This is a genomic window from Paenarthrobacter sp. 22069 (assembly GCF_052046035.1).
In the GTDB taxonomy this organism is placed as follows: Bacteria; Actinomycetota; Actinomycetes; order Actinomycetales; family Micrococcaceae; genus Arthrobacter.
Genome location: NZ_JBQEQF010000004.1, coordinates 1 through 26185, shown reverse-complemented (window position 1 = coordinate 26185; position 26185 = coordinate 1). Strand labels below are relative to the sequence as shown.

Sequence of the window (26185 nt, the reverse complement as noted above, 5' to 3'; positions counted from 1 at the left end):
AAAAATCGTCCATCATGATCAAGGCGGCCTGCATCACCCTGTATTCACCATCTTTATGACAGCCCCAGTGTCTCCCACCATCATGCTACCAACGTGGCCCGACGCCGCAGCGGAAAGTTACGGCCTGGCCGCACCCTCACGGCGCGCTCCGGGGCGCCTCCCCTTTCGGGCAGGCACTGCGGGTGGCGGCACCCGAAGCGGGGGCACCTTGACGGGGATGCTGAACCGGAACGCCCGCCGGGAGATGTGGTGGGAGGCTTGGCGGCGCCGGACGGGCGGCGGCGGGGCGGGCAGCTGCTGGGCGTCACGGGCGAAGAACCATCGCTTGGCCGCCTCCACCAGCACCAGGTACACCACCACCATCCCCAGCAGGGCCAGGAAGAACGGCACCGGCAGTGGGTCGAAGCCCAGCACGCCGGCCACCGGTGACAGCGGCAGGAAAATGCCGAGGGCCACCACGCCCAGGGACGCCGCAATGAGGCCCGCGGAAGGCCGGCTTCGCAGGAAGGGCACACGGCGGGTGCGGATGGCGAAGATGATCAGGGTCTGGGTGGCAATGGATTCTATGAACCAGCCGGCCCGGAACTCCCCCGGTGCCGCGCTGAAGACGAACAGCATCAGGGCGAAGGTGGCGAAGTCGAACAGGGAACTGATGGGCCCGAAGAGCAGCATGAACCGCCGGATGAACGCGATGTTCCAGTGCGACGGCGCCCGCAGCTGTTCCTGGTCCACCCGGTCCCCCGGGATGGCCAGCTGCCCCGAATCATAGAGCAGGTTATTGAGCAGGATCTGTCCGGGCAGCATGGGCAGGAAGCTCAGCACCACGGAGGCCGCCGCTGCACTGAACATGTTGCCGAAGTTGCTGGACGTCCCCATCAGGACGTACTTGATGGTGTTGGCGAAGATCCGCCGGCCTTCCATGACCCCGTCGGCCAGGACGCCCAGGTCCTTGTCCAGGAGAACGACGTCGGCCGCGTCCTTGGCCACGTCCGTCGCCGTATCGACGGAGATGCCGATGTCCGCCTTGTGCAGTGCCAGGGCGTCGTTAACACCGTCGCCCATGAACCCCACGGCGCCCCCGCTTTGCCGCAGCAGTGTGATGATGCGTGCCTTTTGTTCCGGTGAGACGCGGGCGAAGATGGTGGCGGTCCGCGCGGCGGCGGCCAGGCCGGCGTCGGACATGCCCTCCACCTCCGCGCCCGTCAGCGTGCCCCCGGACACCACTTCCAGGTCCGCGCAGACCTTTTCCGCGACCTTGGGGTTGTCCCCCGTGGCGATCTTTACCGAGATTCCCAGGGCCTCCAGCAAGTCCAGGGACTGCCGTGCGTTGGCCTTGGGCCGGTCAAGGAACACCAGGAAACCGGCCAGGGTGAGGTCTCGCTCGTCCGCCGTGGCCAGCCTTTCCAGCCCGGCGGCGGGGCGACTGGCCACGGCCACCACCCGGGACCCGGCGTCGAACTGTTCATCCAGCAGTGCCTGCACGGCAGCCGGAGTTGGCCCGCACAGGGCAAGGACGTCTTCGGGTGCCCCCTTGGTGACCAGCTGCGCCGGACCACCCCCTTCACGGACCAGGACGGTGGTGCGGCGGCGCTGGTGGTCGAAGCCAATGAGGTCAAGCCGTTCAAAGCGGGCCGGTTCGAAGGCAGTGGCGTCGGGACTCTCCCAGAGGGCTGCGTCCAGCGGGTTTTGCCCGGCCGGTGAGGTTTTTCCTTGCGTGTAGTCAGTTTCCGTGGCCAGCAGCCCCAGGGTGAACAGCCTGTCATCGGAAGTTTCCGGCGATACCGGAAGCGCGCGGGTGAAGCTGATCTTTCCTTCGGTGAGCGTGCCCGTCTTGTCCGTGACCAGGATGTCCATGTCCCCCAGGTCCTCGATGCACACCAGCCGCTTGACCAGCACTTTGCGCCGTGCCAGCTGCCGGGTGCCCGTGGCCAGGGATGTGCTCACCACGGCCGGGAGCAGCTGCGGGGTGATGCCCACGGCAATTGCCAACGAGAACAGCAGGGATTCGATGAGCGGGCGCTGCAGCAGCAGGTTGGCCACGAAGATCAGCGAAGTAAGCACCATTGCCACCTGCAGCAGCAGGAACGAGAAGCGCTTTAGACCCAGCTGGAACTCGGTCTGCGGCTGCCGCTCGCCCAGGCCCAGGGCGATCCGTCCAAACTCCGCATTGCCGCCGGTGGCCACCACCACCCCTGTACAGCCTCCGGATTGAACCACCGTGCCCATGAACACGCAGGAGGCGAGGTCGCCCAATGCTGAACCGGCGACCACGGGAGCGGGATCCTTGGCGGCAGGCTGGGACTCCCCCGTGAGGATGCTCTCATCGCAGAGGAGGTTGTTGGTGGTCAGGAGCCGGATGTCCGCCGGGATAATGGCGCCCAGGGAGAGGTGGACGACGTCGCCCGGCAGCAGGGCGGTGACGTCCACTTCCCTGGTGGTTCCGCCCCGGAGCACCACGGCCCGGTGGGTTACGCGGTCATGCAGCGCCTCGGACGCCCGCTCCGCGCGGTACTCGTTGGTGAAGCCGAGGCCAACACTGGCCAGCAGGATCACGCCGATGACGATCGAGTTGGTGGCGTCACCCAGGAACAGCGACAGTCCGGCCGTGATGATCAGCAGGATGAGGATGGGGCTCGCGAACTGCCGGCCCAGCACGGCCCAGGCGTTGGCGCGGTGGGTGCGGACGGCATTGGGGCCAAGCTGCTGCAGCCGCGCCACCGCTTCCTCCTCGGCCAGCCCGCCGGGCCCGGAGCCCAGGCGGGCCAGCACCTGCTCCGCCGTGAGTGCTGCGGCGTCGGTGATGGGCAGCTGGAGCGAACTGCGTTCCCGGACGGTCAGGTCGGTCATGCCGGCTCCGGTCCTGCTGCCGGCGGCCCGGGACTGGTGGCGGTGCCAAGGATGTGCGCCATGGGAGGGTTCATCCGCTGCACTGCGAAGTTGAAGCGGCGGTTGCTGTCGACGTCGAACCCCGCTGCCATGATGGCGCCAAGGGTGTCCCGGTTGAGGTGGCAGCCGCCCATGAGCCGGCCCCAGGCAGGGGTCAGGAGATCTTCCGCCCTGGCCAGCAGTGGGTGGCGGGAGCGGACGTGTTCGTAAAAGGCCAGGGTTCCGCCGGGCCGCAGCACGCGGCGGATCTCGGCAAGGACGGCGGCCTGGTCCTTGACGCTGCACAAAACAAGGCTGGCCACCACGGCATCGGCGCTGCCGGTTTCCGCCGGGATGTTCTCAGCGGTTCCAGCGGCCACCGTCACCGGGACGGAAGCGGTGGCGGCCTGTTCCTGCGCCACGCCCCGGAGGTAGTCATCCGGCTCCAGCGCCAGCACGTGGGTGACGCCAGGCGGATACAAGGGAAAGGAGGACCCGGCGCCCGCTCCGATTTCGATCACCGATCCGTGCAGGCCGGCCAGGATGCTGCGGCGGTGCTCCGCGGCCCCGCGCCGGTCCATCCCGCCCACGGCGCGGGCGAAGGCGCGGGCAAAGAACGGGTGCTGCGGGCAGTCCAACCCTTCCTTGCCTGTCACCCCTGCCCCGTGTCCACCGAGCTCATGTTTGCCTCATCCCCGCAGTTCTCGTGCCGCATGTGACTCCTCAGTCCCCTGCCCGATTATTCTCCGGCCATGGCGGGAACGGACGGGGCTTTTGGCCTGAATCCGAGGGCAGCCAGATGGTCCGGGCGGCCCGGACACCGCAGGAGTCCGTGGCCGCGTGCGCCATGGACACGGCCCGGAGCGAACCTGTCTTTTGCGCCGCCCACCCGTAGCCGAGCCCGATCAGGCCCGCACCCAGCAGGACGGGCCAGCGGCCCCGCGGGTGGGGCCGGACGGACAGCGGGACCAGGTGCCAGGCAACAAATCCGAGCGACGGCCAGAGCCAGCCCCTGATCTTCCGGCCCGGGAAGACTGCCAGCGGCACTCCCCGCCACAGTGCTTCCTCAGCCAGGGCGTTGGTGACACCGATGCCGACGGCGGCGAGGGCCGCCGTCGTGCCCGCCTTCCTGGCGTTCGGGATCAGTTCGGTGGCGATGGCGCCGGCCGGCGGGACGAGCAGCACGCTCCAGACCAGCGGCCGCTGTCCCTGTGCTGCAGTTCCGGGCGCGCGCCAGAGTTCCACCAGCCGGTGCCGGCCGGCCACGGCCAGGGCGACGCCCCAGCAGAGGGCCCAGTAGGCGGCGAATCCGGCCTGGTAGCCGCGCAGGTCGCCGAAGCGGCGGACCGCATACCGGAAGACCGGCAGCATCACCGCGGGGACGGCCGCCGGCATCACTGCTGCGGCCGTCCTGCGTCGTGTGGCTGCCTGGCTCATCACGTGCCCCTATTTCTGGCTGAGCACCTCGTCAATCGGCCGGCCGTTGACGTAAACCTGCGCGCTGGTGGCACCGGACGCGGCCATGGCCGTGTACTCCAGTTGCGCTTTGGCCCGCGGGATGTCGCAGACGCCGCCGAGCATGAACTGCCCGGAGAGCGAGATGGTGATGGTACTGCCGTTCAGCTCGCCGCCGAGATAGGTGAGACTGGACTGGTAGAGGACGTTGATCAGCCCGGACTGGCCCACATCCCGGCTCTTGTTGGCCAGCAGGGCGCCGATGCTGGGGCCCACCTGGTCGGTGAACGTGACGGGCGCCGTGGTGGTTGCCACCAGGCTGTCGCCGCAGCCGATGGCGGGCCCGGACCTGCCGTTGTCACCGACGGCCACGTAGTAGATGGTCAGCGGGGCAGTCTGTTCGGGAAAGCCGGTGGGCGTGGGCTCCTGCGTTGGCGGCGGGCTTGCGGGAGCGGACGACGGCGGTGCGGCGGGCGTCGTGGCTGACGTACTGGCCGTGCTGGTGGGGGTCGCCGTCGTACTTGGGCTGGCGCTGCTGGCCGTGGGGGTCGGGGCGGGCGGGCTGCTGGAAGGGGCCGGAGCCGGCGGACCGAAGCAGCCTGTCAGGAAAATCAGGCTGCCAAGCCCGAAGACCGTGAGTGCCGAAAACCTGGGCCTGGCCATGATGCCCCCTAAAAGATGGACGCCGCGATTGCGGGTGCCACCTTCAAGCTACGCCGGAGGGTTACTCCACAACAGGGACTTAAGTCCGAGGCCGCCGGCACCTGCCGCTCACCAGACCGAGTCGCCCCGCAGGACGGCGTCGCTGCCGCCGTCCACGTAGACGATCTGCCCGCACAGATGCGTGTTTTCCGCGCTGTTGAGCCAGGCCAGCAGACGGGCCACCACGATCGGTTCGGCGATGCCGTTCAGCGGCATCGGGACCATGTTCAGCAGGGCGTTCCGCTCTTCCTCGGTATCGATCAGGTCCGCGGTCATCGGGGTGGCGATGATGCCCGGCGCCACAGCGTTAAGCGGGATGCCAGCCCCGGCCCATTCAGCACTGGCGGCATGGCGGCGGACCCAGCGCGAGAGCGCCAGCTTGGTGGAGGCGTAAATCAGGCCTCCGGTGGTGGCGGGGTCTTTGGCCAGGACCTCCGCCCGGGACATCGCCCCCGGCTCATCCCCCGACGTCAGCAGCGCCACCAGGTCCTGGTCGCTGGCCATGAGGGCAGCCATCGACGAGACCACCACGGCCCGGGGCGCATCCGAACCCGCCAGCAGGGGCCGCAGCCCATCAACAGTCGCCAGCGTGCCGAAGTAGTTCACGGCCACGGTGGCGGGGGCCGGCAGGGCGAGTCCGGCCACAGCGTAGATGGCGTCGATCCTCCCTCCGCTGATCTTCCGCACCGCGTCCACCAGGGCGCTGCGTCCTTCTGCCGTGGACAGGTCCGCCACCACCTCGGCGTCATGGATGTCCACGCCGATCACGCGTTCGCCCCGCCGCTCGAGCAGGTCTTTGGTCGCCTGGCCGATGCCGGACGCGGCGCCGGTGATCACGGAGGTACGGGGCATGGCGGTTTATCTCCCTTGCTTGGTGGTCAGGCTGGATTTATGCGGCTGCTTGGGCCGCCTTCCACTCTGCCCGGGCAGCATCCGGCGCTGCCAGAGTCCAAAGCCCTTTACCTTACGAAGCGTCGTGACGGCTCTTGCTGCGCGGATTGCTAGGGCGCAGCGCGCGTGCCCGAGTCCGTGCTTGAGCCGGTGGTCGAAACGAAGTTCCAGTCGAAGGAGCCGTCGTCGTGCAGCGTCAGGCGGAGGAAGCCGCGGGTATCGCTGAACCGCTTGGCAATGTACTTCGGCTTGCTGGTGAACGGGCGCGTATCGATGCCTCCGGTGGAGACCTGGAATGCCGTCATCCCGTCATCAACGCACTTGTCGGCGTCGTTCACGGGGCAGGTCCGTTCGTAGTTGTGCTGCGACCCGGACAGGGTCAGCCGGACCCGGTACTTCCACATCAGGTCGATCCACGGCTTCTGGTCCCCGGCCCGCCCGTGCTCCGCAGTATCCGAGGTGAAATAGGGCTCGTGGTAGACCACCGCCAGGTTTTTCCCCGCCGCCTTGGCCGCCCCAAGGTCCTTGTCCAGCCAGTCGGTTGCGGCCGCCGCGTCAGCTTTCTCGTAACGCCAGAGAGCGGATGACAGGAACGCGAAATGCCAGTTCCCGAAGTCCTTTGAATAGGGTTGGCCATTAGGAATAAAGCCGCGTTCCCGGTTGATCGCGGCCTTCTGCGCATCTCCCTCGCATTGGCCGTTCATGTACTTGGCCAGGTCTTCGTTGCGGCCGGGTTCCCAGTCGTGGTTGGGGGCGGACACCCAGTACAGCTTGGGCTTGGTGCCACCCCACAGCGGCGTCCAGTAGTGCACGTAGTCCTCGCAGTGGGCAGTGCTGTACTGGAAGTCCCCAAGGCCCATGAACGCGTCGATCTCGTTGTTCTGGACGAGCCGGGTAATGGCGGCGCCGTTCCGGCCGGAGGGGCTGTCCGGATCGGTATTCTGCTCGGGGTTCATGTCGCCCACCGCGGCGATGTGGACGTCGGGGGCAGGTGACCGCTTGTCCGGCGGCTTCGGAGTGTCCGTGCAGCCCGTGGCAACGAGGACCAGGAGGAGCGCGGCTGTTGCCGCCACGCGCCGGAAGGGTCTGGAACGAGGGAGTGATGACCGCATCCCATATCCCCCTTCGAGAAGCAGAACCGGGTTCCGGTTTGCAAGAGACGGCGCGCTGCACCGGCACCTCGATACTCCTGAGGGCTGGACTGGCTGTCAAGGGTGCGTGGCTGAAATGCAACCAAGCAGGGAACGACGGCGGGAGGNCCTCCCGCCGTCGTACTACCAGGGCGCCGCTAAAGGCAGACGGGCTGGAAGGCGGGGTCCGCGGGACCCGAGGCCTGGCCCAGGGCGTTCGCCACGAATTGGTGCACTACCGGGTCATTCGGTGTCTGGTCGTGTTCGAAGACGTCGGCGGGGCACTTGTCCTGGATGGTGATGTTGGTGACCTGCCGTGCGGATCCGTTCAGGAACTGGCTGTCGTACGGGATGACCACTTCATCGTGAATGGTGGAGATGACGGTGTAGGCGGGTCCTGCGACGGTATCGCTTATGGGGTTGAGTTCCTGCATGAAGGGCGAACCGGCCTGCTGGTCGGCGCAGGCGGCGCAGCCGGCGGCGGTGTAATCGGGCGTGGGCACCAGGTCCGGCGGCGGGAGGATCACGCCTTCGGTGCCGTGGTTGGACGGGGCGATGCCGACCAGTTGATGGACGTACTTGGCTCCGCCTAGGAAGCCCAGGTAGTACCGGGGCATCATGCCGCCCTGGCTGTGGCCCACGAGGTCCACCTGCCTGGCGCCGGTGGCGGAGCGGATGGCGTCAACGAATGGGGCGAGTTCCTTGGCCGAATCCTTGACCGGCGCCGTCGCATAGACGCCGTTGGTCTCGCCGTAGTTCAGGGCGAAGACGCAGTAGCCGGCGCTCTTGAGGTAGGGCGAGAGCGTGGACCAGTTCTTCTCCATGCTCTCGAACGTTCCCGGGACCAGGACCACCGGGTACGGGTGTGCTGCAGACGGTTTGCAGGACCAGTCGTTGGCGCCCGGCGGGGACACGTCGACGGCCTGGGCGGGGACCGACACGAGGGATGTGGCAAGGACGGCGGCTGCCGCAACGGACAGGGCCCGGGAAAGGAAGGACATGGAAACCTCTTTGTTCGTCTGTCGTGGTGCGGCCGGCCCTGATGATTTTGGGGGACCCATCAGGGCGACCCGGGGTTTCCATGCTTGCAGCGCTGCCGCTTCACCGCAGCGGAATTGCACAGACGTGCGGCCAAAATCGCGGGTTCAGGGACAGTTGCCTTTGCCGGAATTGTGACCTGTAACACACCTGTTGTTACTGGTGAGTAGCAGTTTTCGGGACCCGGGTCTCCTGGGAGGGCGCCCAAGGGCTTCTGCACAAACGTGCATTTCTGCCCGGTGGCGCCGGACACGCCGGAACGGTGCGAGAGCGCCGGAACGTTCCGGCGTCCCGGCACCGTTCCGGCGGTTTCGAGGCCTGCCCGGGCTACGCGGAAGACGTCAGAGGGAGGCGCCGCCGCAGATGACGTAGTTCTGGCCGGTGATCGACTTGCCGTGGGGTCCCAGCAGGAACGCGGCCAGGGCGGCCACGTCCTCCGGGTCCACCAGCGCACCGAGCGCCGGCAGCTTCACCGGGGTGGCAGCCCGCCCGGGGTCGTTGAGCATGGGGGTGTCGGTGGGGCCCGGGGAGAGCACGTTGACCGTGATGCCCCGGGGCGCGAGTTCCTGCGCCCACGTCCGTCCCAGCCCCATCAGTGCCGCCTTTGTCGCGGCGTAGTGGCTCTTGCCGGGCATGCCCGTGGAGGTGCGGCTGCCCAGCAGGACGATCCGGCCGCCGTCGGGCATGGCCGGGACCAGCGCGTTGGCCAGCACGGATGCCGCCGCGACGTGGACGGTGAACATCCCAGCCAGCGCGGACGGGTCAAGGGAACCCAGATGCGCTGTGCGCTGGAACCCTGCCGCGTGCACCAGGGCGTCAGCCGGAGCCATCCCGGCCAGCACACCGGGCAGCGACTCGGGTTCCGAGAGATCGGCCTGCAGCCACTGGAACCCCTCACCCAGCGAAGACTCGCTGCGGCTCAGGCCGGTCACCTGCCACCCGTCAGCCAGCAGGCGCTGAGCTATCGCCTTGCCGATCCCCGAACTGGCGCCGGTGACCACCGCGTGCCTGGTCATGCGTCCCCGCCGGGAGTGGTGTTTCCTTCGTAGGCCCACTGCGGGTCCACCCGGACGAATTTGATGGCCTGCCGGAAGTACGTGTACGCGATGTTCAGGGCGCCGTCCGGGCCCTGGTGGATGGACGGGTAGGAGTATTCACGGTTGAGCCCGTCGCGGGAGTTGTTGGACAGGCAGTAGCCGTCCCCCACGTCCAGGTTCCGCCGGATGGGCCACGACCGGCCGGAGTCCTCGGAGATGGCAAGGGTCATCGGCGAGCGCGGGGTGCCCCAGAAGGCGCGTTTGACGCCGTCGTCCTGGGCAGCAGCAACGGGTTCGGTGACCTGGCCCTGTTCCTCGGCCAGGCCGTCGTCGTCAATCTCGTCATAGAGCGAAAGGCGCCGCTCGGTGGACGCCTCGGCCCGGCTGTGGTTGTACACCAGGGCCAGGCGGCCATCTGCGAGCGCGGTGAACTGGATGGATGAGTTGTTGTTCGGCAGCTCGGTGGGGACGGGCTCGCTCCAGGTGGAGCCGTCGTCGGTGGAGCGGGATTCGTAAATGGAGTCGGCCCAGCGGCTGCGGAACAGCGCCAGCAGCGAGCCGTCGGCCACGGGCTGGATGTTCATGTGGACGCAGCCCAGGCTGCCGGGCAGGACGTGCTGCGTCCAGGTGGTGCCGGCGTCGTCGGAGATCATCACGGCGCTGTCGTCGCTGTTGCCCACCCATTTCTCCCCCGGCGTGGTGATGCAGCGGAAGATCGGGATGATCAGCCGGCCGGAGGGCAGCACCACGGGCAGCTGCCGGACGAACACGCCCCCGGTCTCGTTGGCGGGGAAGAGGGTTTCGACGTCACCCCAGGTGCGGCCGCTGTCCAGGGAAATACGACGGCGGACCTCGGCGGTGTCCTGGTTGCCCGCCTTCTGCGCGGTGTACAGCAGCCAGAGGGCCTTGTCGGGGGCCACGAACAGGATGGGGTTCTGCTCGGAGCGGGTGGAGTCGTCCGAGAGCTGGACGGCGTCGGACCACTGGATGCTGCCCGGCTCCAGGGTGGAGAACCAGATGGAAATGTCCGGCACGCCCTCCTGGGTGCCGCCGAACCAGACGCAGCCCAGCCGGCCGTCCGGGAGGGTGAGCAGGTTGGCCGCGTGGCTCTGCACGGTGGGCGCGGGCAGGTAGGCGAAGTCGGCGCCGTCGGCACGCTTCACCTGGCCGTCCGGGGTGATGGTGCTGTACGCGTCCGTGGTGGTGTTCCGCATGGTTACTGGTCCTCCTTGGTGCCGGCAGCGGAGCGGGCGGCGTCGAGGTGGGACTTGGCGATCTGTTCCAGGTGCGTCAGGTCCGAGGCGATGGTGGTGAACGTGTACCCCTGCCGCAGCCGCTGGTTGGCCACCGTGCCGGCAGGTGTGTGGATTCCGGCGGCGATGCCCGCGGAGGCGGCGGCTTCAGCAACGGCTTCCAGCGCGGCATTGAACTCGGCCTCGACGGCGGGATCCCCGGGAAAGGCGCCACCCACGGCGATGGCGAGGTCGGACGGGCCCACGTAAATGCCGTCCAGGCCGGGCGTGGCGCAGATTTCCTTGACGTTGGCCAGGCCCTCGGGCGTCTCGATCATGGCGAAGACCATCGTGGCGGCGTTGGCCGCTGCGGGTACGGGACCGATCCTCAGGGCCGATCGCATCGGTCCGTAGGAGCGTCCGCCCATGGGCGGGTACTTGGCGGCGGCCACGGCCGCGGCGGCATCCCCGGCGTTGTTGATGAGCGGGACGATGACGCCCACGGCGCCGGCGTCCAGCGCTTTGCCGATGGCGGTGAAGTCGTTGCCCTCCACCCGGACCATGCCGACGGCGGTGTGGCCGGCGTCGATGGCCATCAACCCATTAAGCACGCCCGAGTATCCGAGCAAACCGTGCTGCGCGTCCAGGGCCACGTAGTCATAGCCGAGCCGGCTGATACGTTCGGTGGCAACAGGCGCATCCAGCACCGCCCAGTAGCCCACCGCCTGTTCACGGGCGCGGATCTTGCGGGCGAATTCGAGGGCCAGTTCGGAGGTCATCAGGGTCCTTCAGTTCGTAATCGGTTGGGTCTGTAACGGGTCAGCGGTTGTAGGCGGGCATCGGGCCGCGCAGGGAGGTCCCCACGGCGTTGCAGGCGTCCACGACGTCGGCCGACAGCGGCCCGTTGGCCACGGCGGCGATGTTGGCGCGCAGCTGTTCCACCTTGGACCCGCCCAGCAGCATCGAACCCACCCCTTCACGGTAGGCGAGCCAGCGCAGGGACAACTCGGCCAGGGATACCCCGGCGTCCGCGGCGATGCGGGACAGCTCGCCGATGGCGTCGAACAGCTGCTTGTCCCAGTACCGCTGCGTGTACATTTCGGCGAGCTTGGAGTCACCGTAGCGGCCCTCGGTGGGCTTGGCGTCGAAGCTGTGCTTGCCGGTGAGCAGGCCGCCGCCCAGCGGGTTGTAGACCATGGTGTGCACGTCGTGGGTGGCGGCGAACTCGAGGTATTCCTCCTCCAGCCGGCGGGCCACCAGATTGTAGAGCTGCTGCGCGACGACGGGCCGCGGCGCCCCCACTTCCCGCGCCGTGTGGATGACGTCGGCGATCTGCCACGCGGCGAAGTTGGAGACGCCCAGCGCCCCGATCTTCCCCTCCGCCACCAGCGAAGCCACGGTGGACAGGGTTTCCGTCAGCGGCGTGGCCCGGTCCGGCTGGTGCAGGTAGAACAGGTCGATGCTGTCTACGCCCAGCCGGCGGAGGCTGCCCTCGACGCTGGCGCGCAGGCCGGCGGCGGAGAGCGGTGCGTTGGAGCCGTGGTCCGCGTGCGGCATGCCGGCCTTGGAAGCCAGGATGACGCCGTCGCGCTTTCCCTTCAACAGCCGGGAGAGCATCTCCTCGGTGACTCCCCCGACGTAGGCGTTGGCGGTGTCGATGGTGGTGATGCCGGCGGCGAGCGCCTCCTCGACCATCCGCCCGGCCGTGGCCTCGTCCGCGGTGTCGCCGAACGTCATGGTTCCCAGGACCAGCCGGGAGATGGGGAGTTTCAGGCCGTCCACCGGGGTGCCTTGGGGCTGCGTGCTCATGCTGATTCCTCTGGTTGCGTTCTTCGAAAAGTTACTGGTTGGACAGGGCCAGGGAGCGGACCACGTGCCGGGGCTTGAGGCCGGTCATGGTGGTGGGGTCCAGGGCGGCGCGGCGGAGTTTGCGGGTGTAGTCCTCCTTGGGTGAGGTCAGGACGGCCTCGGTGGTGCCGAGTTCCACCAGTTTGCCGCGCTGCATCACCATGACGGTATCGCTGATCTCCTGTACCACGCCCAGGTTGTGCGAGATGAATACGTAGGTGATCCCCGTTTCGTCCTGGATGGACTTCAGCAGGCGCAGCACCTGCGCCTGCACAGAGACGTCCAGGGCGCTGGTGGCTTCGTCGCAGACCAGGAGTTCGGGCTTGGAGGCGAGTGCCCGGGCGATGCCGATGCGTTGCCGCTGGCCGCCGGAGAACTCGGCCGGGTGCTTGTCCAGGGACTTCACCGGCAGGCCCACCTGGTCGATCAGCGTGGCGGCGGCCTTGTGCCGTTCGGCCTTGGAGCGAATGCCCTGCAGCTTGAGCGGCTCGGCCACGATTTCCTGCGCGGTCATGTGCGGGTCCAGCGAGCCGTAGGGGTCCTGGAACACCATCTGGAACTTGGACCGCATCGGCCGCAACCGGGCTTCGCTCATGGCGGCGATGTCCGTGCCGTCCAGGGTGATGCTGCCGCTGGTGGGGGTGATCAGCCGCATGAGGGCTTTGGCGATGGTGGACTTGCCGCAGCCGGATTCGCCCACGACGGCGATCGTTTTGCCCTTGTCCACCGAGAAGGAGACGTCGTCCACGGCGCGGAAGGTGCCGCCGGGTACGTGGTAGTCCACCACCAGGTTGTCGACGGCGAGGAACGGCTTCGTCATGGCTTTGCTCCGGTCTGGGTGAGGGCTGGGTTGGTGGTGGCGGCGGAGTGCCGGGCGGCAGGAGCGGGCGTCTCGTCCCACGGCCCCAGCACCGGCACGGCGGCCAGCAGGCTCCGGGTGTAGTCGGTGGCGGGGTGGTCCACGATCTGCTGGACCTCGCCGGATTCCACGAAGGAGCCGTCCTTCATCACGTGGATGCGGTCCGAGATGAGCCGGGCCACGCCCAGGTCGTGCGTGATCATCAGGATGCCGATGCCGCGCTGTTCCTGCAGTTCCAGCAGCAGGTCCAGGATGCCGCCCTGCACGGTGACGTCCAGGGCCGACGTCGGCTCGTCCGCCACCAGCAGCTGCGGCTCGCTGGCCAGCGCGATGGCGATCAGTACGCGCTGCAGCATGCCGCCGGAAAGCTGGTGCGGGTACTTCTTCAGCTGCTTCTCCGGTGTGGGGATGTGCACCTGCTCCAGCAGCCGCACGGCCCGGGCTCGCAGCGCGCCCTTGTCCTTGGCAGACGCGGCACCGGCGATCCGGATGGCCTCAAACAGCTGGCTGCCGATCGAATGCACCGGGCTCAGCGCCGTCATGGGGTCCTGCGGGATCAGCGCCAGGGTCTTGCCGCGCACCTTGTCGATGGCCTTGGGGTCGGCGGAGATGTCGACGCCGTCAATCACCACGGTGCCGGACAGGACGGCGAGGTCTTCGGGCAGCAGGCGCAGGATGCCCATCGCCGTCGTCGATTTTCCGGAGCCGGACTCGCCGATGATGGTGACCGTCTCACCCCGGTGGATGCTGAAGCTGACGGAGTCCACGGCGCGGATGATGCCGGCGTCGGTGATCAGCTCCACCTGGAAGTCGCGGACCTCCAGCAGCGGCTGCTCGGTGAACTTCGGCTGTTGCGTGGATGAGTTGGAGACAGTCATGTCAGGCACCCTTCTTCTTGCGGCGGGGACGGTCGCGCAGGCCGTCGCCCAGCAGGTTGACGCCCACCACCATGAGCACGATGACCAGGCCCGGCAGGGTGACCATCCACCAGGAGGTGGTGATGTAGGCCTGGCCGTCGGAGATGATCCGGCCCCAGGTGGCGAACGGGCGCTGCGGCCCTGCGCCCAGGAAGGACAGGGCGGATTCCAGCAGCACGGCCTGGGCCAGCAGGAGCAGGACCACCAGGGTTGCCTGCTTGATGACGTTGGGGATGATGTGCTGGATCAGGATCTGGATGCGGTGCAGGCCCAGGATCCGGGCGGCGGAGACGTAGGGCTTCTCGCGTTCCACCAGCACCATGGAGCGGGTGAGGCGGGCGACTTCGGGCCACTGGGCGATGGCGATGACGAAGGTGATCACCGGGATGGAGGGGCCGAACAGGGCCACCACCAGCAGCAGCATCATCAGCAGCGGCAGGGACATCTGGGCTTCGAGGACGCGGGAGACGATCGTGTCCACCCAGCCGCCGAAGTAGCCGGCGGCGGAGCCGAGGATCACGCCGATGGCGCCTGAGACCAGGACGGCCAGCAGGCCGATGGTCAGCGAGACCTGGCCGCCGTGCAGCACGCGGGAGAGCAGGTCGCGGCCCAGCTGGTCGGTGCCGAACAGGTGCCCGTCCGTCAGTGGCGGCAGGCGCCGGGCGGCGAGGTCCTGGAAGTTGGCGTCGGGCAGCGGGAGCACGTTGGCCAGGATGATGGGGATGATCACCAGCAGGGTGCAGATGGTGCCGACCACCAGCTTCCACTGGGCGGCTTTACGACGGCGGGTGGCGCCGGCCCGGGCAAGGTCGGCCTTGGTGACGGCGCTGGGGCTGGGCTGCCGGACCTGCGAGGCCCCGGCGGGCTGTGACGGGGTTGCGGTGTCGAGGCTCATGCTGTGGCCGCCTTTCCAAGACGAACGCGGGGATCAAGGAGCGGGTAGGCGAGGTCGATCAGGAGCTGGACGGCCACGGCCAGCAGTGCCGTGATGAGGACCGTTGCCTGGATGAGTGGGTAGTCGCGGGTTTCGAGGGCCCGGACGATCAGGGAGCCGACGCCGGGCCAGGCGAACACCACTTCCACCACCACCACGCCGTTGAGCATCGCGGCGAACCGGGTGCCCAGCGCGGTGAAGACGGGGATGGCGGAGTTGCCCATGGCATAGCGCCAGGTCAGCAGGGAGCTGCGGACGCCGCGGGAGCGGGCCACCGTGAGGTACGGGGCGGCGAAGTTGGCGGTCATTTCGCGGCGCACCATGCGGGAGATCAGGGCGATCTGCAGGATGGCGATGGTGACGGTGGGCAGCACCAGGCCACCCCAGGTGGCGAAGCCGGATGCCGGGAAGATGGGGATCAGCACGGCGAAGACCGTGAGGAGCATGATGCCGGTCCAGAAGTCGGGCATGGACTGCCCGGCGATGGTGAGTACGTTGACGCCGAATTCGCGGCCAGTGTCCGGGCGGCGGGCCATCCACACACCGAGCGGGATGGCGACGACGGCGGTCAGCAGGATTGCCGACGTCGCCAGGGTCAGCGTGTACGGCAGCCGTTCAAAGACCACCTGCATGGCCGGCGCCTGGAAGGAGTAGGACTGGCCCAGGTTGCCGGTGAACAGCTGCTGGAGGAAGATCCAGTACTGCTCCAGCACCGGCTTGTCCAGGCCGAACTGTTCGCGGACTTTGCCGAGCTGCTCGGTGGTGGCCAGGGGTCCGGCATAGGAGACGGCGGGATCGCCGGGGGCCAGGCGGATCAGGATGAACACGGTGGACACCGTGAGGAACACGGTGAGCAGGCCCTGTCCCAGGCGTTTGAGGATGTAGTTCGTCATGGCTTAGGCCTCCAGCCGGACGTCGACGAGGGGGTAGGAGTTGGTGGGGGCCAGGTTGATGCCGGACACCCGATCGCGGTGGGCGAGGACGGACTTGGGGACGAACGCCCAGGCGCAGGGCCAGGTGTCCCACACCGCCTGCTGGGCGTCGTTGAGAAGCTGCGTCCTGCGGGCCGGCTCCGCTTCGGCGGAGGCCGCCTGGATCTTGGCCGCGACCTCGGGGATCACGTAGCCCTGGTAGGTGTCGCGGGTGGCTTCCTTTTCGGGGGTGCCCGCGTACATGCCCTGCAGCATGGTGATGGCCAGGCCGGTGGGGCTGGGGTAGCCGTTGGCCAGCAGGTCCCAGTCGCCTTGTTTGCCCTGGCGCCAAGCCATGATGTTGCCGCCGGCTTCGAACTGCTGCAGCTCGGCCTTGACGCCGATCTTGCCGAACATCTCCACCAGGGCCTCCATGACAGAGGTATCGGAGGCGAACTCGCCGGTTTCCCAAATGATCTTCAGAGTGAGGTCCTTGACGCCGAGTTCGGCCAGGGTGGCCTTGGCCCTGTCGGGGTCGTACACGTATTCGCCGGTCTTGTGGTAGCCGGTAAGGCTGGAGGGGGTGACCCCTTCGGCCTGGGTGACGGAGTCCACCAGCACGTCCTTGACCAGGGACTTGCCGTCGATGGCCATGCTGAGGGCCTGGCGCACGCGGGGGTCGGCGATGGGGTGGCCGGCGGGCTTGCGGAAGTTGAAGAAGATCTGGTTAAGGCGGAGGCTGGATGCTTCCTGGAGCGTGACGCCGGGGAGGCCGGCGAGCTGCGAGCGGGAGTCGGGGGTGATGGAGTCGATGACGTCCACCTCGCCGCTGCGCAGGGCGATGACGCGGCTGGATTCCTCGGGGAGGAAGCGGACTTCCACGTTGTCGACGTGGGGCGCTGGTCCCCAGTAGTTCTCATTGCGTTTGAGGCTGTAGGTGCCGGCGCCGCGGTTGAACTTGGTGACCACGTACGGACCCGTACCCAGGCCTTCCTGCAGTTCCTCCGGCTTGTTCTGCGCGGCGGGGGTAATCAGGATCATGCTCATGAGCGAGTCGAGGATGGGGACGGGCTTCTTGGTGACCATCCTGAAGGTGCGGTCATCCACAGGGACGACTTCGGGGAATTCGGGGAAGAAGCCGGCCACGAAGGAGCCCTGGACCGCTTTGTACATCTTGAGCGCGGTGGCCACGTCCTCGATCTGGACGGGGCTGCTATCCGAGTAGCGGATGCCTTCGCGCAGGCGGACGGTCCATTCGGTGGGGCCGGTCATTTCGAAGCGTTCGGCCAGGACCAGGACGGGCTTGGTTTCCGGGCCGATGGCGGTGAGGCCCTGGCGGACGGAGCGCTGCACGGTGACGGCGGCGTCGAACTGGTTGAGCTTGTTGTCCAGGCTGACCAGGGAGCGGTTGAGGGCCAGGGTCAGGGTGCTGGGGCCCGGGAGGCCGGTGGGCCCTGCGCAGCCTGCGAGGCTGCCGGTGCCCAGCAAGAACCCGGCGGCCGCGCCGAACTGCAGCAGGCTGCGGCGGGAAATCTCACTTCCTTGAGGAAGAACGGTCATCGTTGACCTCTCGGTAGGTTCGGGGGTCGGCTGCCGGCCGGATGGCTGCGCCGAATGTTGTGTCCATCACTTTGCCACTCCTGCGCAATTCACGCAACCCCTCTAGCGTGATTCGCGCAATCATGCCAGAATGATGGAGAGCTTCCCGCAGATCTTGCGGGATTCCAGCGGACGATCGAGCGAGAGGAGCAACGTGGCTTCCGTATTTGTGCAGGCCGACGATTTCTCCGGCGCTGCCGAGGTTGGCTACTGCTTTGTGGCGCACGGACTGTCCGCGCAGGTCCTCCTGGGCGCGGGTACTCCCGGCGGAACGCACGACGGCGGCGCCTCCTTTGCGGGGCACGTCACCGACGTGGTGGTCGCCGATACCCACTCCCGCGGACTGGGTGCGGCTGAGGCCGGGGCACTGGTCAAGGAGGCCTTCGCAGGTCCCGCCGCCGGTGCACAGGTGTTGTTCAAGAAGATGGACTCCCTGTGGCGTGGCAACGTCCGGGCCGAGGTTTCCGCCCTGACCAGCCTCGGCTATCACGTTGTGGTTGCGGGGGCGCTCCCCCAGCTGCAGCGCACAGTACGGGCCGGCCGTCCCTATGTTGGCAGCTCTCCGCTGGCGGACACGGACCTGTGGCACGCGGAAGTTGCGGCGCCCCCGGCTGGCATTCCGTCGCTGCTGTGCCCGGAGGATCCGGAGAGAGTGCAGTCCCTGGACCTGGAGGCGGTGCGGTCAAGCAGAGTGCTGTCCCGCCTGTCCGGACTGCTGGACGGCCGGCCCGCACTGGTGGTGGCTGACGGTGAAACCACCGCGGACCTGCGGCACATCGTAGACGCCTTGGTGGAGCTGGACTTCCAGGCCGGAGGCCGCCGCATCGTGCTGGTGGGAACCGGCGGGGCCGCGGATGTCCTGGCAGCACGGCTCGCTGCGCGGACTGCGCGGAATGCGCAAAGCGCAGCCCCGGCTGCCCCAGCCACTCCTGAACCGGAAGGGACCACACGTCCGGTGCTCGCCGTCGTCGGCTCCGCCTCCGCAACCGCGCAGGCGCAGCTGGCCCAGCTGGAAGCGCAGGGCTTCATGGTGGTCCGGCTCCATCCGCTGTATGCAGGTGCTTCCGGCGCGTATGCAACCCAGCTCGAGGAAACCAGGCATGCGCTTGGGGAGGGCCAGAACGTGGCCGTTACCCTGGCCGCAGCAAGGGTGGATCCCGCGAAGGCCCTGTCCATCGTGCAGGCGCTGTCCACCTTCGCCGCTGAGGCAGCCAAGGGGACGCGGGCCGACCTGATCCTTACCGGCGGCGAGACGGCCCGGGAGGTCCTTGACGCCGTCGGCCACCAACGACTGGTGCCGCTCGCGGCGGTGCAGCACGGCGCCGTGTTGAGCCGCGCCGACGACGGGACGCTGGTGGGCACCAAGCCCGGCAGCTTCGGCGATGAGCTGGCCCTCCTGCAGCTGTATGACGACATCCGGGAGCGCCGCGGCCGGCCTGCGGTGCCTCCCGCCACCCTTCTTTCCCGCAAGACTTCCGAACAATCTGGAGCAGACATGACCGACGAATCAAGCAAGACCGAGCAAAACGCCCTCCCCTACGTGGCCGTGACCATGGGCGACGGCGCCGGGGTGGGCCCGGAGGTGGTGGTGGCCGCCGTCCTGGATCCGCAGAGCAACGCCGAGTGCCGGCCCGTGGTGGTCGGTGACGCGCTGCGGCTGCGCCAGGCCGCGGACATCCTGGGGATCGACGCAGATATCCAGGCGATCGATGACGTGGAGGACGCTGTGTTCACGCCGGGCCGGGTGAACGTGATCGACCTGGCGCTGTTGCCGGAGGACCTGCCGTGGGGGCAGCTCTCCCCCGTTGCCGGGCATGCGGCGTACGAATACATCCGGGTGGCCAGCGAGCTGGCGATGGCCGGGAAGGTGCAGGCCATCTGCACGGCGCCGCTGAACAAGGAGGCGCTGCACGCTGCCGGGCACATCTTCCCCGGGCACACCGAGCTACTGGCGCACCTGACCGGGACGGAGGAAGTGTCCATGATGCTGTCCACGCCCAAGATCCGGGTGATCCACGTGACCACGCACATCGGGCTGATGGACGCGATCCGGAAGATCAACCCGGACCTCGTGGAGCGCACCATCCGCCGCGGGCACGAGGCGCTGGTGCGGGCCGGCATCCCGAACCCGAAGATCGGGGTTTGCGCCATCAACCCGCATGCCGGCGAGAACGGATTGTTCGGGCAGGGCGAGGAAGCGGAAAAGATCGAGCCCGGGGTGAAGGCGGCGCAGGCGGATGGGATCAACGCGGTGGGCCCGCTGCCGGCGGACACGCTGTTCTTCCTGGCCGGCCGGGGCGATTACGACCTGGTGGTGGCCATGTACCACGACCAGGGGCACGGGCCGGTGAAGGTGCTGGGCATCGAGGCCGGCGTGAACATCACGGTGGGCCTGCCGGTGATCCGGACGTCCGTGGACCACGGCACCGCGTTCGACATCGCCGGCAAGGCGATCGCCGATTCCCGGTCCATGGTGGAGGCGCTGCACCAGGCGGCGGAGATGGCCACCCGGCCGTCCGTCGCCGTGTAGGTCACCGGTTTGATTGGGGGCCGGAACTAGCATGGGTAGCACTGCCACCGCCATGCCCACGGGAAGGAGACCGGGAATGCTCAGCGCAAACGCGCGGCGCGAGGAGATCTACCACCTTGCCGTGACCACCGGACTGGCCTCCGTGGAGGAGCTCTCCGCCCGGTTCGAGGTGACCGCGTCCACCATCCGCCGCGACCTGGCGCTGCTGCATTCGCAGGGCAGGCTCGCCCGCACGTACGGCGGGGCGATGGCCATGGGAGCGCACCCGGAGGCGTCGCTGCGGCAGCGCACCGGCGAGGCGTATGAGCAGAAGCATGCCATTGCCCGGTGGGCGGCGTCGGTGGTCCAGCCCGGCGAGAACATCCTGCTCGACGCCGGTTCCACGGCGGGTGCGCTGGCGCACGAACTGCGGGGGTTCGAGAAGCTGTCCGTCACGACGCCGGGCATCAACACCCTGCAGGAGCTGGCAGAGTGCGACGGCATCGACGTGGACTGCCTGGGCGGCCGGCTCCGGGGTGTCTCGCAGAGTTTCGTGGGGCCGCTGGCCGAGGCCGCGCTGGAGCGGATGAGCTTTGACCGGGTGTTCCTGGGCGCCGACGCGGTCACCGCCGAGGACGGCATCTGCGAGGCCGACCACGCCCAGACCCGGCTTAAGGAGCTCATGGCCCGGCGCGGCCGTTCCGTTTACGTCCTGGCGGACTCGTCCAAGCTGGGTCTCCGGCCGTTCCACGCGTGGGCCCGGCTGGCCTTGCCCTGGACCCTGGTGACGGACGACGGCGCCGACCCCGCCCAGGTGCAGAAGTTCCGGGATGCGGGGGTACAGGTGGAGGTGGCTGCGGTCAGCTCGTAAGACCGCCCGTCGGGGCAGGAAACGCAGGGGATCCGGTGTTGCTGAACGTCATGGCTCTGCCGCTTGTCCAACAAACACGTGCAACCTGTTCTAGGCTGGGATTCCACCGAGAATCCACAAGTGAGCGAGGCAAACGTGCACCAGGACGCCGCCCGGTTCCTGTCCCAGCCAGTGGCCGCCCAGCCCGGCTCACCGCTGCGCGTGGCCGTGTACTCGCGCATTGCCGAGGCCATCCGCAACGGCCTCCTCACCCCCGGTTCAATGATCCCCACCGAAACCGAACTCGGCGCCGACATGAAGGTCAGCCGCACCGTGGTCCGCGAAGCCCTCATGCTCCTGGAGGAGGACGGGCTCATCAGGGCGAGGCGCGGCGTCGGACGTTTCGTCTCGGACACCCTCCCCCGCATCGGCATCGAACGGATCCGCCCGTTCGAGGAAGTCCTCGCCGGACCCGGCCAGACGCTCGAAGTGAAACGCACCCAGGTGGTGAAGCAGTCCGCGTCCGAGTTCGTCGCCCCGGGCATCGGCGTCGAGCCCGGCACCGACTGCTGGCTCTGGGAATCCGTCCTCATCCGCGACGGCGAGGCCATCGCCCACCTGCAGGAAAACGTCACCGCCCAGCCGGTCAACTTCGGCAAGGGCGCCCCCGCGCCCCTTGAGATAAAGGACGACGGCGGCAGCACCTTGCTTGCCACCGTCAACAACCAGCTGGGCAGGTTGGCCGGGCCGGGCGAGTGCCAGATCAGCCTCAGCCAGGTAGGCCCCAGCCGGGCGAAGCTCCTGGATCTGCGCCCGTCGGATCCGGTCCTGGTGCTGACGCAGTACGTCCGGCACGGCAACCGGCCCTTTTACCTGGCCAAGTGCCTGGTGTCAGCCCGCGCGGGGCACCTGTCCGTAATGCAGCAGTTCCAGTCCTAGGACCAGCCCGGACTTAGGGCGCCACGCAGGCATATCTCCGATAGGCGCAGGCGGGGCACCCACGTTGAGCCGCCGCTGCTTATTGTTTTCTTACGTTCCCGCGTCCTGGAATCGCGGATTCTCGTACATGGCGTGGAGCACCCATGACGATTCCGGCCACGCTTCCGGATCAAGGACCACGGAGACGTTCATGTCCGGCTGTTCACGCAGCCATGCGGGTTCCGCTCGTGATGGCGAAACCGGCAAAGTGCTAGGCCAAAAATTCACCAAGTAACGCGTTATCGACGAGGTGTGCGATGGAGGATCGGCTTACGGGTGCTCGGTCGGTCTCATAAGCACAAGCGCACCCTAAGGATCGGGCAGTAATGATCGACCCGGCGAGGACCACAAGTCCGTGAAAGGCTCCTACACCACCGCGGCCCAAACATTCTTACCGCTCGCTGTTCATTGCCTCTTCCGGGTCCTTTGAGTCAGCACCACCACGATCGCCACAATTGTCATGGTGGCCCCGAGAGCGGGCCAGAACAGACTGCCGGTGGTTCCTAGGGTTAGGGAGAGAACGCCCGAGCAAACAAAGGCCCCAATCAGGAGGCTGCCGAGGATAACCAGAACCTGCGGTTTGCTTACCACGTCCTCCGCGGTTGATTGCTACGACTGTAGATCTAGGGGCTTAGGGGTGGAGAGCCCTAGGATTCCTTTCCAACCCAATTTGCCGGCCATCACCGAATTCAACTCGAAAGTCATAGAAACCCGCGTCCGGTGAGGAATCCACAGTCGCGCAGGTTCTTCATCGGGGCCGGTTAGAGCGGCCGACCGTAGGGATAGTCCACCCATAACCCGGTGCCGTCTTCTGGGCAAGCCAGGTCGGCGCCCTTTAGCGTGGACCAGTAGTCGGCGGGGAAGCGGGATCCCTGGAGAACGGCGTTCAAATCGACGCCGTGCTCTTCGCGTCCGTCGGCGAATCGTACGTCATACCGAATGCTGCGGCGACGAAATTTCAACCAGCGACCCCGCCTCGATGAGGCAGTGGCTCGGATGGCAACGGGCATTTGTGAACTCATTCCTCCATCCTGCCTTGCCGCTCGCGCTCCACTAGTCATTAGCGCCGATATGCCGTTAGTCGGTCCTCTATCGGGACATCCCGGTGCTGACATGCGACTGTCATTTTCCGAACTCGTCTGCACGAACTGCCTTGAAATTCCGGGAGTTGTGCAGTCGGGTATGGACATCTCGTGTCCAAAGTCCCCTGCACAAAGCTTCACTTTGATCGGGAGTTGCCTGCACAGAACGTCAACAGCAGTTTGTCTACGGGGTCATGAGGGTTGGAGATGCTTCCGCCTATGTTGAGGCTCACGCCCTTGCGTGTGAGTTCGTCGGCGATGTCCCTGGCATCGGGCAGGGACCGTGCGAGCCGGTCAAGCTTGGTCACGACGAAAGTGTCACCGCTGCGGCATGCAGCGCCTTGTTCAGCCCGGGTCGGTCGCGTTTAGTGCCGGTGAAACCGTGGTCCACGTGGACCAGCTCCGCGTCAACGCCGAGGGCCTGGAGGGCATGGCGCTGGGCGGTGAGGTCCTGGGTGTTGGTCGAACAGCGGGCGTAACCGATGAGCATGCTTCGGACTGTAGCGAGCGTATAGGGCCCCTTCACCGGGCAATAATTCGGACCGGGTATACGGGAATCCGAGAATGGCTGAAACACGCGGAAGTGGAGACAGCCGAAAGGGAGTACCGGAGCGGCCGGTGAACGACCGGCTAACGAGCGTGCTCGAGCCACCACTTATCGCTGCGATTCACCCTCGTTGTCGTTGCGTAGGGAGTGGATCATGCTCTGCAGGAGCCTGAACGCGCCCGATTGGTCTTCCGGCGTCATGCCGCGAAGCATCCTAAGCTCGACGGATCGGACCACAACGCTCGCTTTCTCGAGACTCCGCCGGCCGCGTGGCGTGAGCCGCGTGGGAAGAACTTTCCCAGCGGGAGGCTCCGCCGGCCGGGTTACGTAGCCGTCTCGTTCCAAGGCTTGCAGCAGCACGTTCATGGACTGGCGCGTTACGAATGCTCCTCGCGCGAGCTCCGAGTTTGACAGGCCAGGGCGCTGCGCCAGCAGCTCAAGACAGGAATAGTGCGTCACGGTCATCCCGAGAGGACGCAGCACTTCCTCCATCGCTACTCGGAGGGCACTCGAGGCCTCTTTCAGCAGGTAGCCCAGTGACGTTTCGAGGTCGACCCCGTTTCCATCTTGACTCATGTCAACATTCTGACATACGCTGTCGCATGTCAGAAAACTGACACTAATTTACTAGAGGAGTGTCACTAACTAATGCCCGCTACCGGCCCGGACTTCATCTCCCTTCAAGCTCGTGACCTCGACGCGTCGCAGGCGTTCTACGAGCAGTACCTCGGGCTCGTCCGCTCACAGGCCGGCCCTCCCCATGCCGTCGTCTTCGAGACGACGCCGATCGCCTTCGCCCTCCGAGGGATCCTTCCTGGCACCGATCTGGCATCCGTCCCGCAGCCCGGCATCGGCGCCGCGATCTGGCTACACGCCATCAACGTTCAGGCCATCCACGATGCTCTCGCCGCCGACGGCCACACGATCGTCTCGGCTCCGATCGACGGCCCATTTGGTCGCACATTCACCTTCGCCGACCCTGACGGGTACCAGATCACCCTCCACGACCGCGCCTAAGACGCTCATCCTCGAGACCGTAGAAACCGCCCGCTGGAGGATCCTTCAACGGGCGGGGGATTCAGCTGATATGTAGATCTCGTTGTCAAGAGTGCATGGATGAGCGGCTCCTGGGTTTGGTTCCCGGGGGCCGCTCATCGTGTGCCGGCCGGTTGTGATGCTGTGGGGGGCGTGGCGAGTCTTTTTCGACTGGGGCAGTGTCAGGCTGACATTCGCGGGTTGGTTACCGCATGACGATTTGTTCGGCTGGAGCGTATCGGTGTCTAGGATCGAGCGTCGATGGTGGTTTGGACCGTCTGCTCATAGCTGAAGCCCGAGTTGGCTCCGGGTGCTGTCATCGCCCCCCGCAACTGCTCACTGTCGGCGGGCAGGTTCCGGGTCAGGCCGCTTTCATGTGTTGTCCTTCCTGGAGCGGGGCGGCCAGTGACCAGCACCAAGCGGCGAGTTCGCGGGCGATCGCCGTGTTGGCCTTCACTGACATTTTGTGGCGTTCATCGAAGTGTTCCCATTTGCGGTGCAGCCGGTGGTTTCCTTCGAGGGCCCGGATGCGGGTTGCCGGCGCGACCAGGTCAAGTTGGCGCAGCAGCCGTTCTCCGGGCCGGGCGTAGGGGCGGCGGTGCTGCCAAGCCGCTTCGATGAGGAGTTTCCGGGCATAGGTGTTGCCGGCTTTGGTGATCGGGCCCTGGTGCCGGGACTGGCCGGAGGATTCTTCGCTGGGGACCAGACCGAGATAGGAGCCGATGGATGAGCCGGTGAAGCGGGTCCAGTCACCGATTTCCACGGCCAGACCGAACGCGGTCGTGAGCTGGATGCCGCGTAAGCACATCAGCGCGTCAATCACTGTTGCGTAGCGGCACGCCGCCGCTGTGATGGTGATCTGTTTGTCGATGCGAGCCAGATGCGCTGCAAGCAGCTCGGCCTGCTCGACATCGGCGTCGTAGGTGAACTGCAGCGCCGGGTCGTGAAAGCTCTGGCGGTGCAGCCACCGACTGTGTTCTGTAGTCCACCTGCTGTCCTTGGGGTAGCGGATCCCGTGCCGGAGCAGGACGGCGTTCACGTGCTGCCGGGCATGCGCGAGGTCTTTGGCGGTGCCCGAGCGCAGCCGGGACAGGTCCCGCAACGCCTCTTCGTCCGGCTCCGGGATGCGGACTTCGGTGACCGAGCCGACCGCGAGCATCTCAGCCAAAACCCGGGCATCCCGCCTGTCGGTTTTTACCCGGTCCCCGGGAGCGCGCAGCAGCTTCGAGGACGCCGCCACCACACAGTTGATGCCCGCGGCCCGCAGGTGCCGGGCCAGTACAAACCCTGTCGGGCCTGACTCATAAACGACCTTGACGGGCGGCTCGAATCGCCGGACCCACTCCAGGATCAGGGCCGGGTCAGCGGCCATCGTGTGGAGACTGATTTCACCAGTGCCTGGGTTCAGCGCATGGCCGACGACATTGACCGCGTGAACATCCAGACCAATGAAAGTATGCTCAAACATAGCCGGGACCTCCCAAACCTCACATGTGGCACTACCATTGCACCCCCAATGAGCCTCGCAGGCCACGGGAGCCGCCAATGGCAACCCACGGACCCTGTGAAACAGAAGGCCCCGGCCCCCCATGCTCCCGCCAGAACCTGCCCTTCCGGGATAAGGGACATCACTGCCGGGAACAGGTCCTGCAGCGGCCAGATCCCTCTCAGGGCCGCCGATCACATCAAGCCGGCGCTGCAGGACCGCCCGGCGATAATGGACCGACCCCGGACGGGCAGGTTCTGTTCCTCTTCATATCGTCTAG

At 67.1% G+C, this 26185-nt stretch carries 22 protein-coding genes and 1 pseudogene; 4 read left to right on the top strand and 19 right to left on the bottom strand.

The genetic code is table 11. The annotated features are described in order from the left end of the window. Nucleotides 1–117: 117 nt before the first annotated feature. The 16 genes from mgtA to ACTJK0_RS04010 form a co-directional block, all read right to left on the bottom strand. Nucleotides 118–2847, bottom strand: coding sequence for a magnesium-translocating P-type ATPase (gene mgtA, locus ACTJK0_RS04085; RefSeq protein ID WP_440744342.1), 2730 nt, complete (start codon nt 2845–2847; stop codon nt 118–120). Continuing rightward, nucleotides 2844–3521 (bottom strand): class I SAM-dependent methyltransferase, encoded by a 678-nt coding sequence (locus tag ACTJK0_RS04080; protein WP_440744341.1) that lies wholly within the window; start codon nt 3519–3521, stop codon nt 2844–2846. Before ACTJK0_RS04080 ends, mgtA begins: the two co-directional genes overlap by 4 nt. Before the next feature lie 67 nt (nt 3522–3588). Then, complete coding sequence (locus tag ACTJK0_RS04075) at nt 3589–4302, bottom strand: CPBP family intramembrane glutamic endopeptidase (RefSeq protein WP_440744340.1); 714 nt, start codon at nt 4300–4302, stop codon at nt 3589–3591. Nucleotides 4303–4311: 9 nt separating this feature from the next. Next, nucleotides 4312–4983 (bottom strand): GerMN domain-containing protein, encoded by a 672-nt coding sequence (locus tag ACTJK0_RS04070; protein WP_440744339.1) that lies wholly within the window; start codon nt 4981–4983, stop codon nt 4312–4314. A gap of 108 nt (nt 4984–5091) precedes the next feature. Further along, entirely contained in the window at nt 5092–5874 is a 783-nt protein-coding gene (locus ACTJK0_RS04065; RefSeq protein ID WP_440744338.1) for an SDR family oxidoreductase, read from the bottom strand. Between the two features lie 149 nt (nt 5875–6023). Beyond that, complete coding sequence (locus tag ACTJK0_RS04060; protein ID WP_440744337.1) at nt 6024–6986, bottom strand: metallophosphoesterase family protein; 963 nt, start codon at nt 6984–6986, stop codon at nt 6024–6026. Nucleotides 6987–7201: 215 nt separating this feature from the next. Continuing rightward, on the bottom strand, nt 7202–8044 hold the full coding sequence (locus tag ACTJK0_RS04055) for an esterase/lipase family protein (RefSeq protein WP_440744336.1): 843 nt from the start codon (nt 8042–8044) through the stop codon (nt 7202–7204). A gap of 378 nt (nt 8045–8422) precedes the next feature. Beyond that, nucleotides 8423–9097 carry an SDR family NAD(P)-dependent oxidoreductase gene (locus ACTJK0_RS04050; protein ID WP_440744335.1) on the bottom strand — a complete coding sequence of 225 codons (675 nt, stop codon included), beginning with the start codon at nt 9095–9097 and terminating at the stop codon, nt 8423–8425. Beyond that, complete coding sequence (locus ACTJK0_RS04045; RefSeq protein ID WP_440744334.1) at nt 9094–10332, bottom strand: sialidase family protein; 1239 nt, start codon at nt 10330–10332, stop codon at nt 9094–9096. Before ACTJK0_RS04045 ends, ACTJK0_RS04050 begins: the two co-directional genes overlap by 4 nt. 2 nt (nt 10333–10334) lie before the next feature. Continuing rightward, the gene (locus ACTJK0_RS04040) at nt 10335–11129 is read right to left on the bottom strand and encodes an aldolase/citrate lyase family protein (protein ID WP_110542694.1); all 795 of its coding nucleotides are present in this window, start codon (nt 11127–11129) and stop codon (nt 10335–10337) included. A gap of 40 nt (nt 11130–11169) precedes the next feature. Further along, complete coding sequence (locus ACTJK0_RS04035; RefSeq protein ID WP_440744333.1) at nt 11170–12159, bottom strand: aldo/keto reductase; 990 nt, start codon at nt 12157–12159, stop codon at nt 11170–11172. Nucleotides 12160–12190: 31 nt separating this feature from the next. Next, a complete protein-coding gene (locus tag ACTJK0_RS04030) occupies nt 12191–13018 on the bottom strand; it encodes an ATP-binding cassette domain-containing protein (protein ID WP_440744332.1) in 828 nt (275 codons plus the stop codon). After that, complete coding sequence (locus tag ACTJK0_RS04025) at nt 13015–13935, bottom strand: ABC transporter ATP-binding protein (RefSeq protein ID WP_440744331.1); 921 nt, start codon at nt 13933–13935, stop codon at nt 13015–13017. Before ACTJK0_RS04025 ends, ACTJK0_RS04030 begins: the two co-directional genes overlap by 4 nt. A 1-nt stretch (nt 13936) precedes the next feature. Next, on the bottom strand, nt 13937–14869 hold the full coding sequence (locus ACTJK0_RS04020) for an ABC transporter permease (protein ID WP_110542690.1): 933 nt from the start codon (nt 14867–14869) through the stop codon (nt 13937–13939). Further along, complete coding sequence (locus ACTJK0_RS04015) at nt 14866–15801, bottom strand: ABC transporter permease (RefSeq protein WP_440744330.1); 936 nt, start codon at nt 15799–15801, stop codon at nt 14866–14868. The genes ACTJK0_RS04020 and ACTJK0_RS04015 overlap by 4 nt, the downstream gene beginning before the upstream one ends. Before the next feature lie 3 nt (nt 15802–15804). Then, nucleotides 15805–17379 (bottom strand): ABC transporter substrate-binding protein, encoded by a 1575-nt coding sequence (locus ACTJK0_RS04010; RefSeq protein ID WP_440744329.1) that lies wholly within the window; start codon nt 17377–17379, stop codon nt 15805–15807. A 193-nt stretch (nt 17380–17572) separates the two neighbouring features. Between ACTJK0_RS04010 and pdxA the strand changes: the two genes are divergently transcribed. The 3 genes from pdxA (at nt 17573) to ACTJK0_RS03995 (ending at nt 21716) form a co-directional block, all read left to right on the top strand. Then, the gene (gene pdxA / locus ACTJK0_RS04005; RefSeq protein WP_440744328.1) at nt 17573–19948 is read left to right on the top strand and encodes a 4-hydroxythreonine-4-phosphate dehydrogenase PdxA; all 2376 of its coding nucleotides are present in this window, start codon (nt 17573–17575) and stop codon (nt 19946–19948) included. Between the two features lie 76 nt (nt 19949–20024). Next, the gene (locus tag ACTJK0_RS04000) at nt 20025–20798 is read left to right on the top strand and encodes a DeoR/GlpR family DNA-binding transcription regulator (protein WP_440744327.1); all 774 of its coding nucleotides are present in this window, start codon (nt 20025–20027) and stop codon (nt 20796–20798) included. Between the two features lie 135 nt (nt 20799–20933). Continuing rightward, entirely contained in the window at nt 20934–21716 is a 783-nt protein-coding gene (locus ACTJK0_RS03995; RefSeq protein WP_440744474.1) for a GntR family transcriptional regulator, read from the top strand. 1294 nt (nt 21717–23010) lie between these two features. Here the strand turns inward: ACTJK0_RS03995 and ACTJK0_RS03990 are convergent. Together ACTJK0_RS03990 and ACTJK0_RS03985 are read right to left on the bottom strand one after the other, a co-directional pair. Next, nucleotides 23011–23327, bottom strand: a pseudogene (locus ACTJK0_RS03990) (recombinase family protein); the annotation flags it as partial. A gap of 165 nt (nt 23328–23492) precedes the next feature. Next, nucleotides 23493–23960: a MarR family winged helix-turn-helix transcriptional regulator gene (locus ACTJK0_RS03985; RefSeq protein ID WP_440744326.1), complete on the bottom strand. Its 468-nt coding sequence runs from the start codon at nt 23958–23960 to the stop codon at nt 23493–23495. Nucleotides 23961–24032: 72 nt separating this feature from the next. On the opposite strand from ACTJK0_RS03985, the gene ACTJK0_RS03980 reads away from it, so the two are divergent. Continuing rightward, nucleotides 24033–24401: a VOC family protein gene (locus ACTJK0_RS03980; protein WP_440744325.1), complete on the top strand. Its 369-nt coding sequence runs from the start codon at nt 24033–24035 to the stop codon at nt 24399–24401. A 379-nt stretch (nt 24402–24780) separates the two neighbouring features. Here the strand turns inward: ACTJK0_RS03980 and ACTJK0_RS03975 are convergent, their stop codons facing one another. Continuing rightward, nucleotides 24781–25887 carry an IS110 family transposase gene (locus ACTJK0_RS03975; RefSeq protein WP_223992154.1) on the bottom strand — a complete coding sequence of 369 codons (1107 nt, stop codon included), beginning with the start codon at nt 25885–25887 and terminating at the stop codon, nt 24781–24783. Nucleotides 25888–26185: the final 298 nt, after the last annotated feature.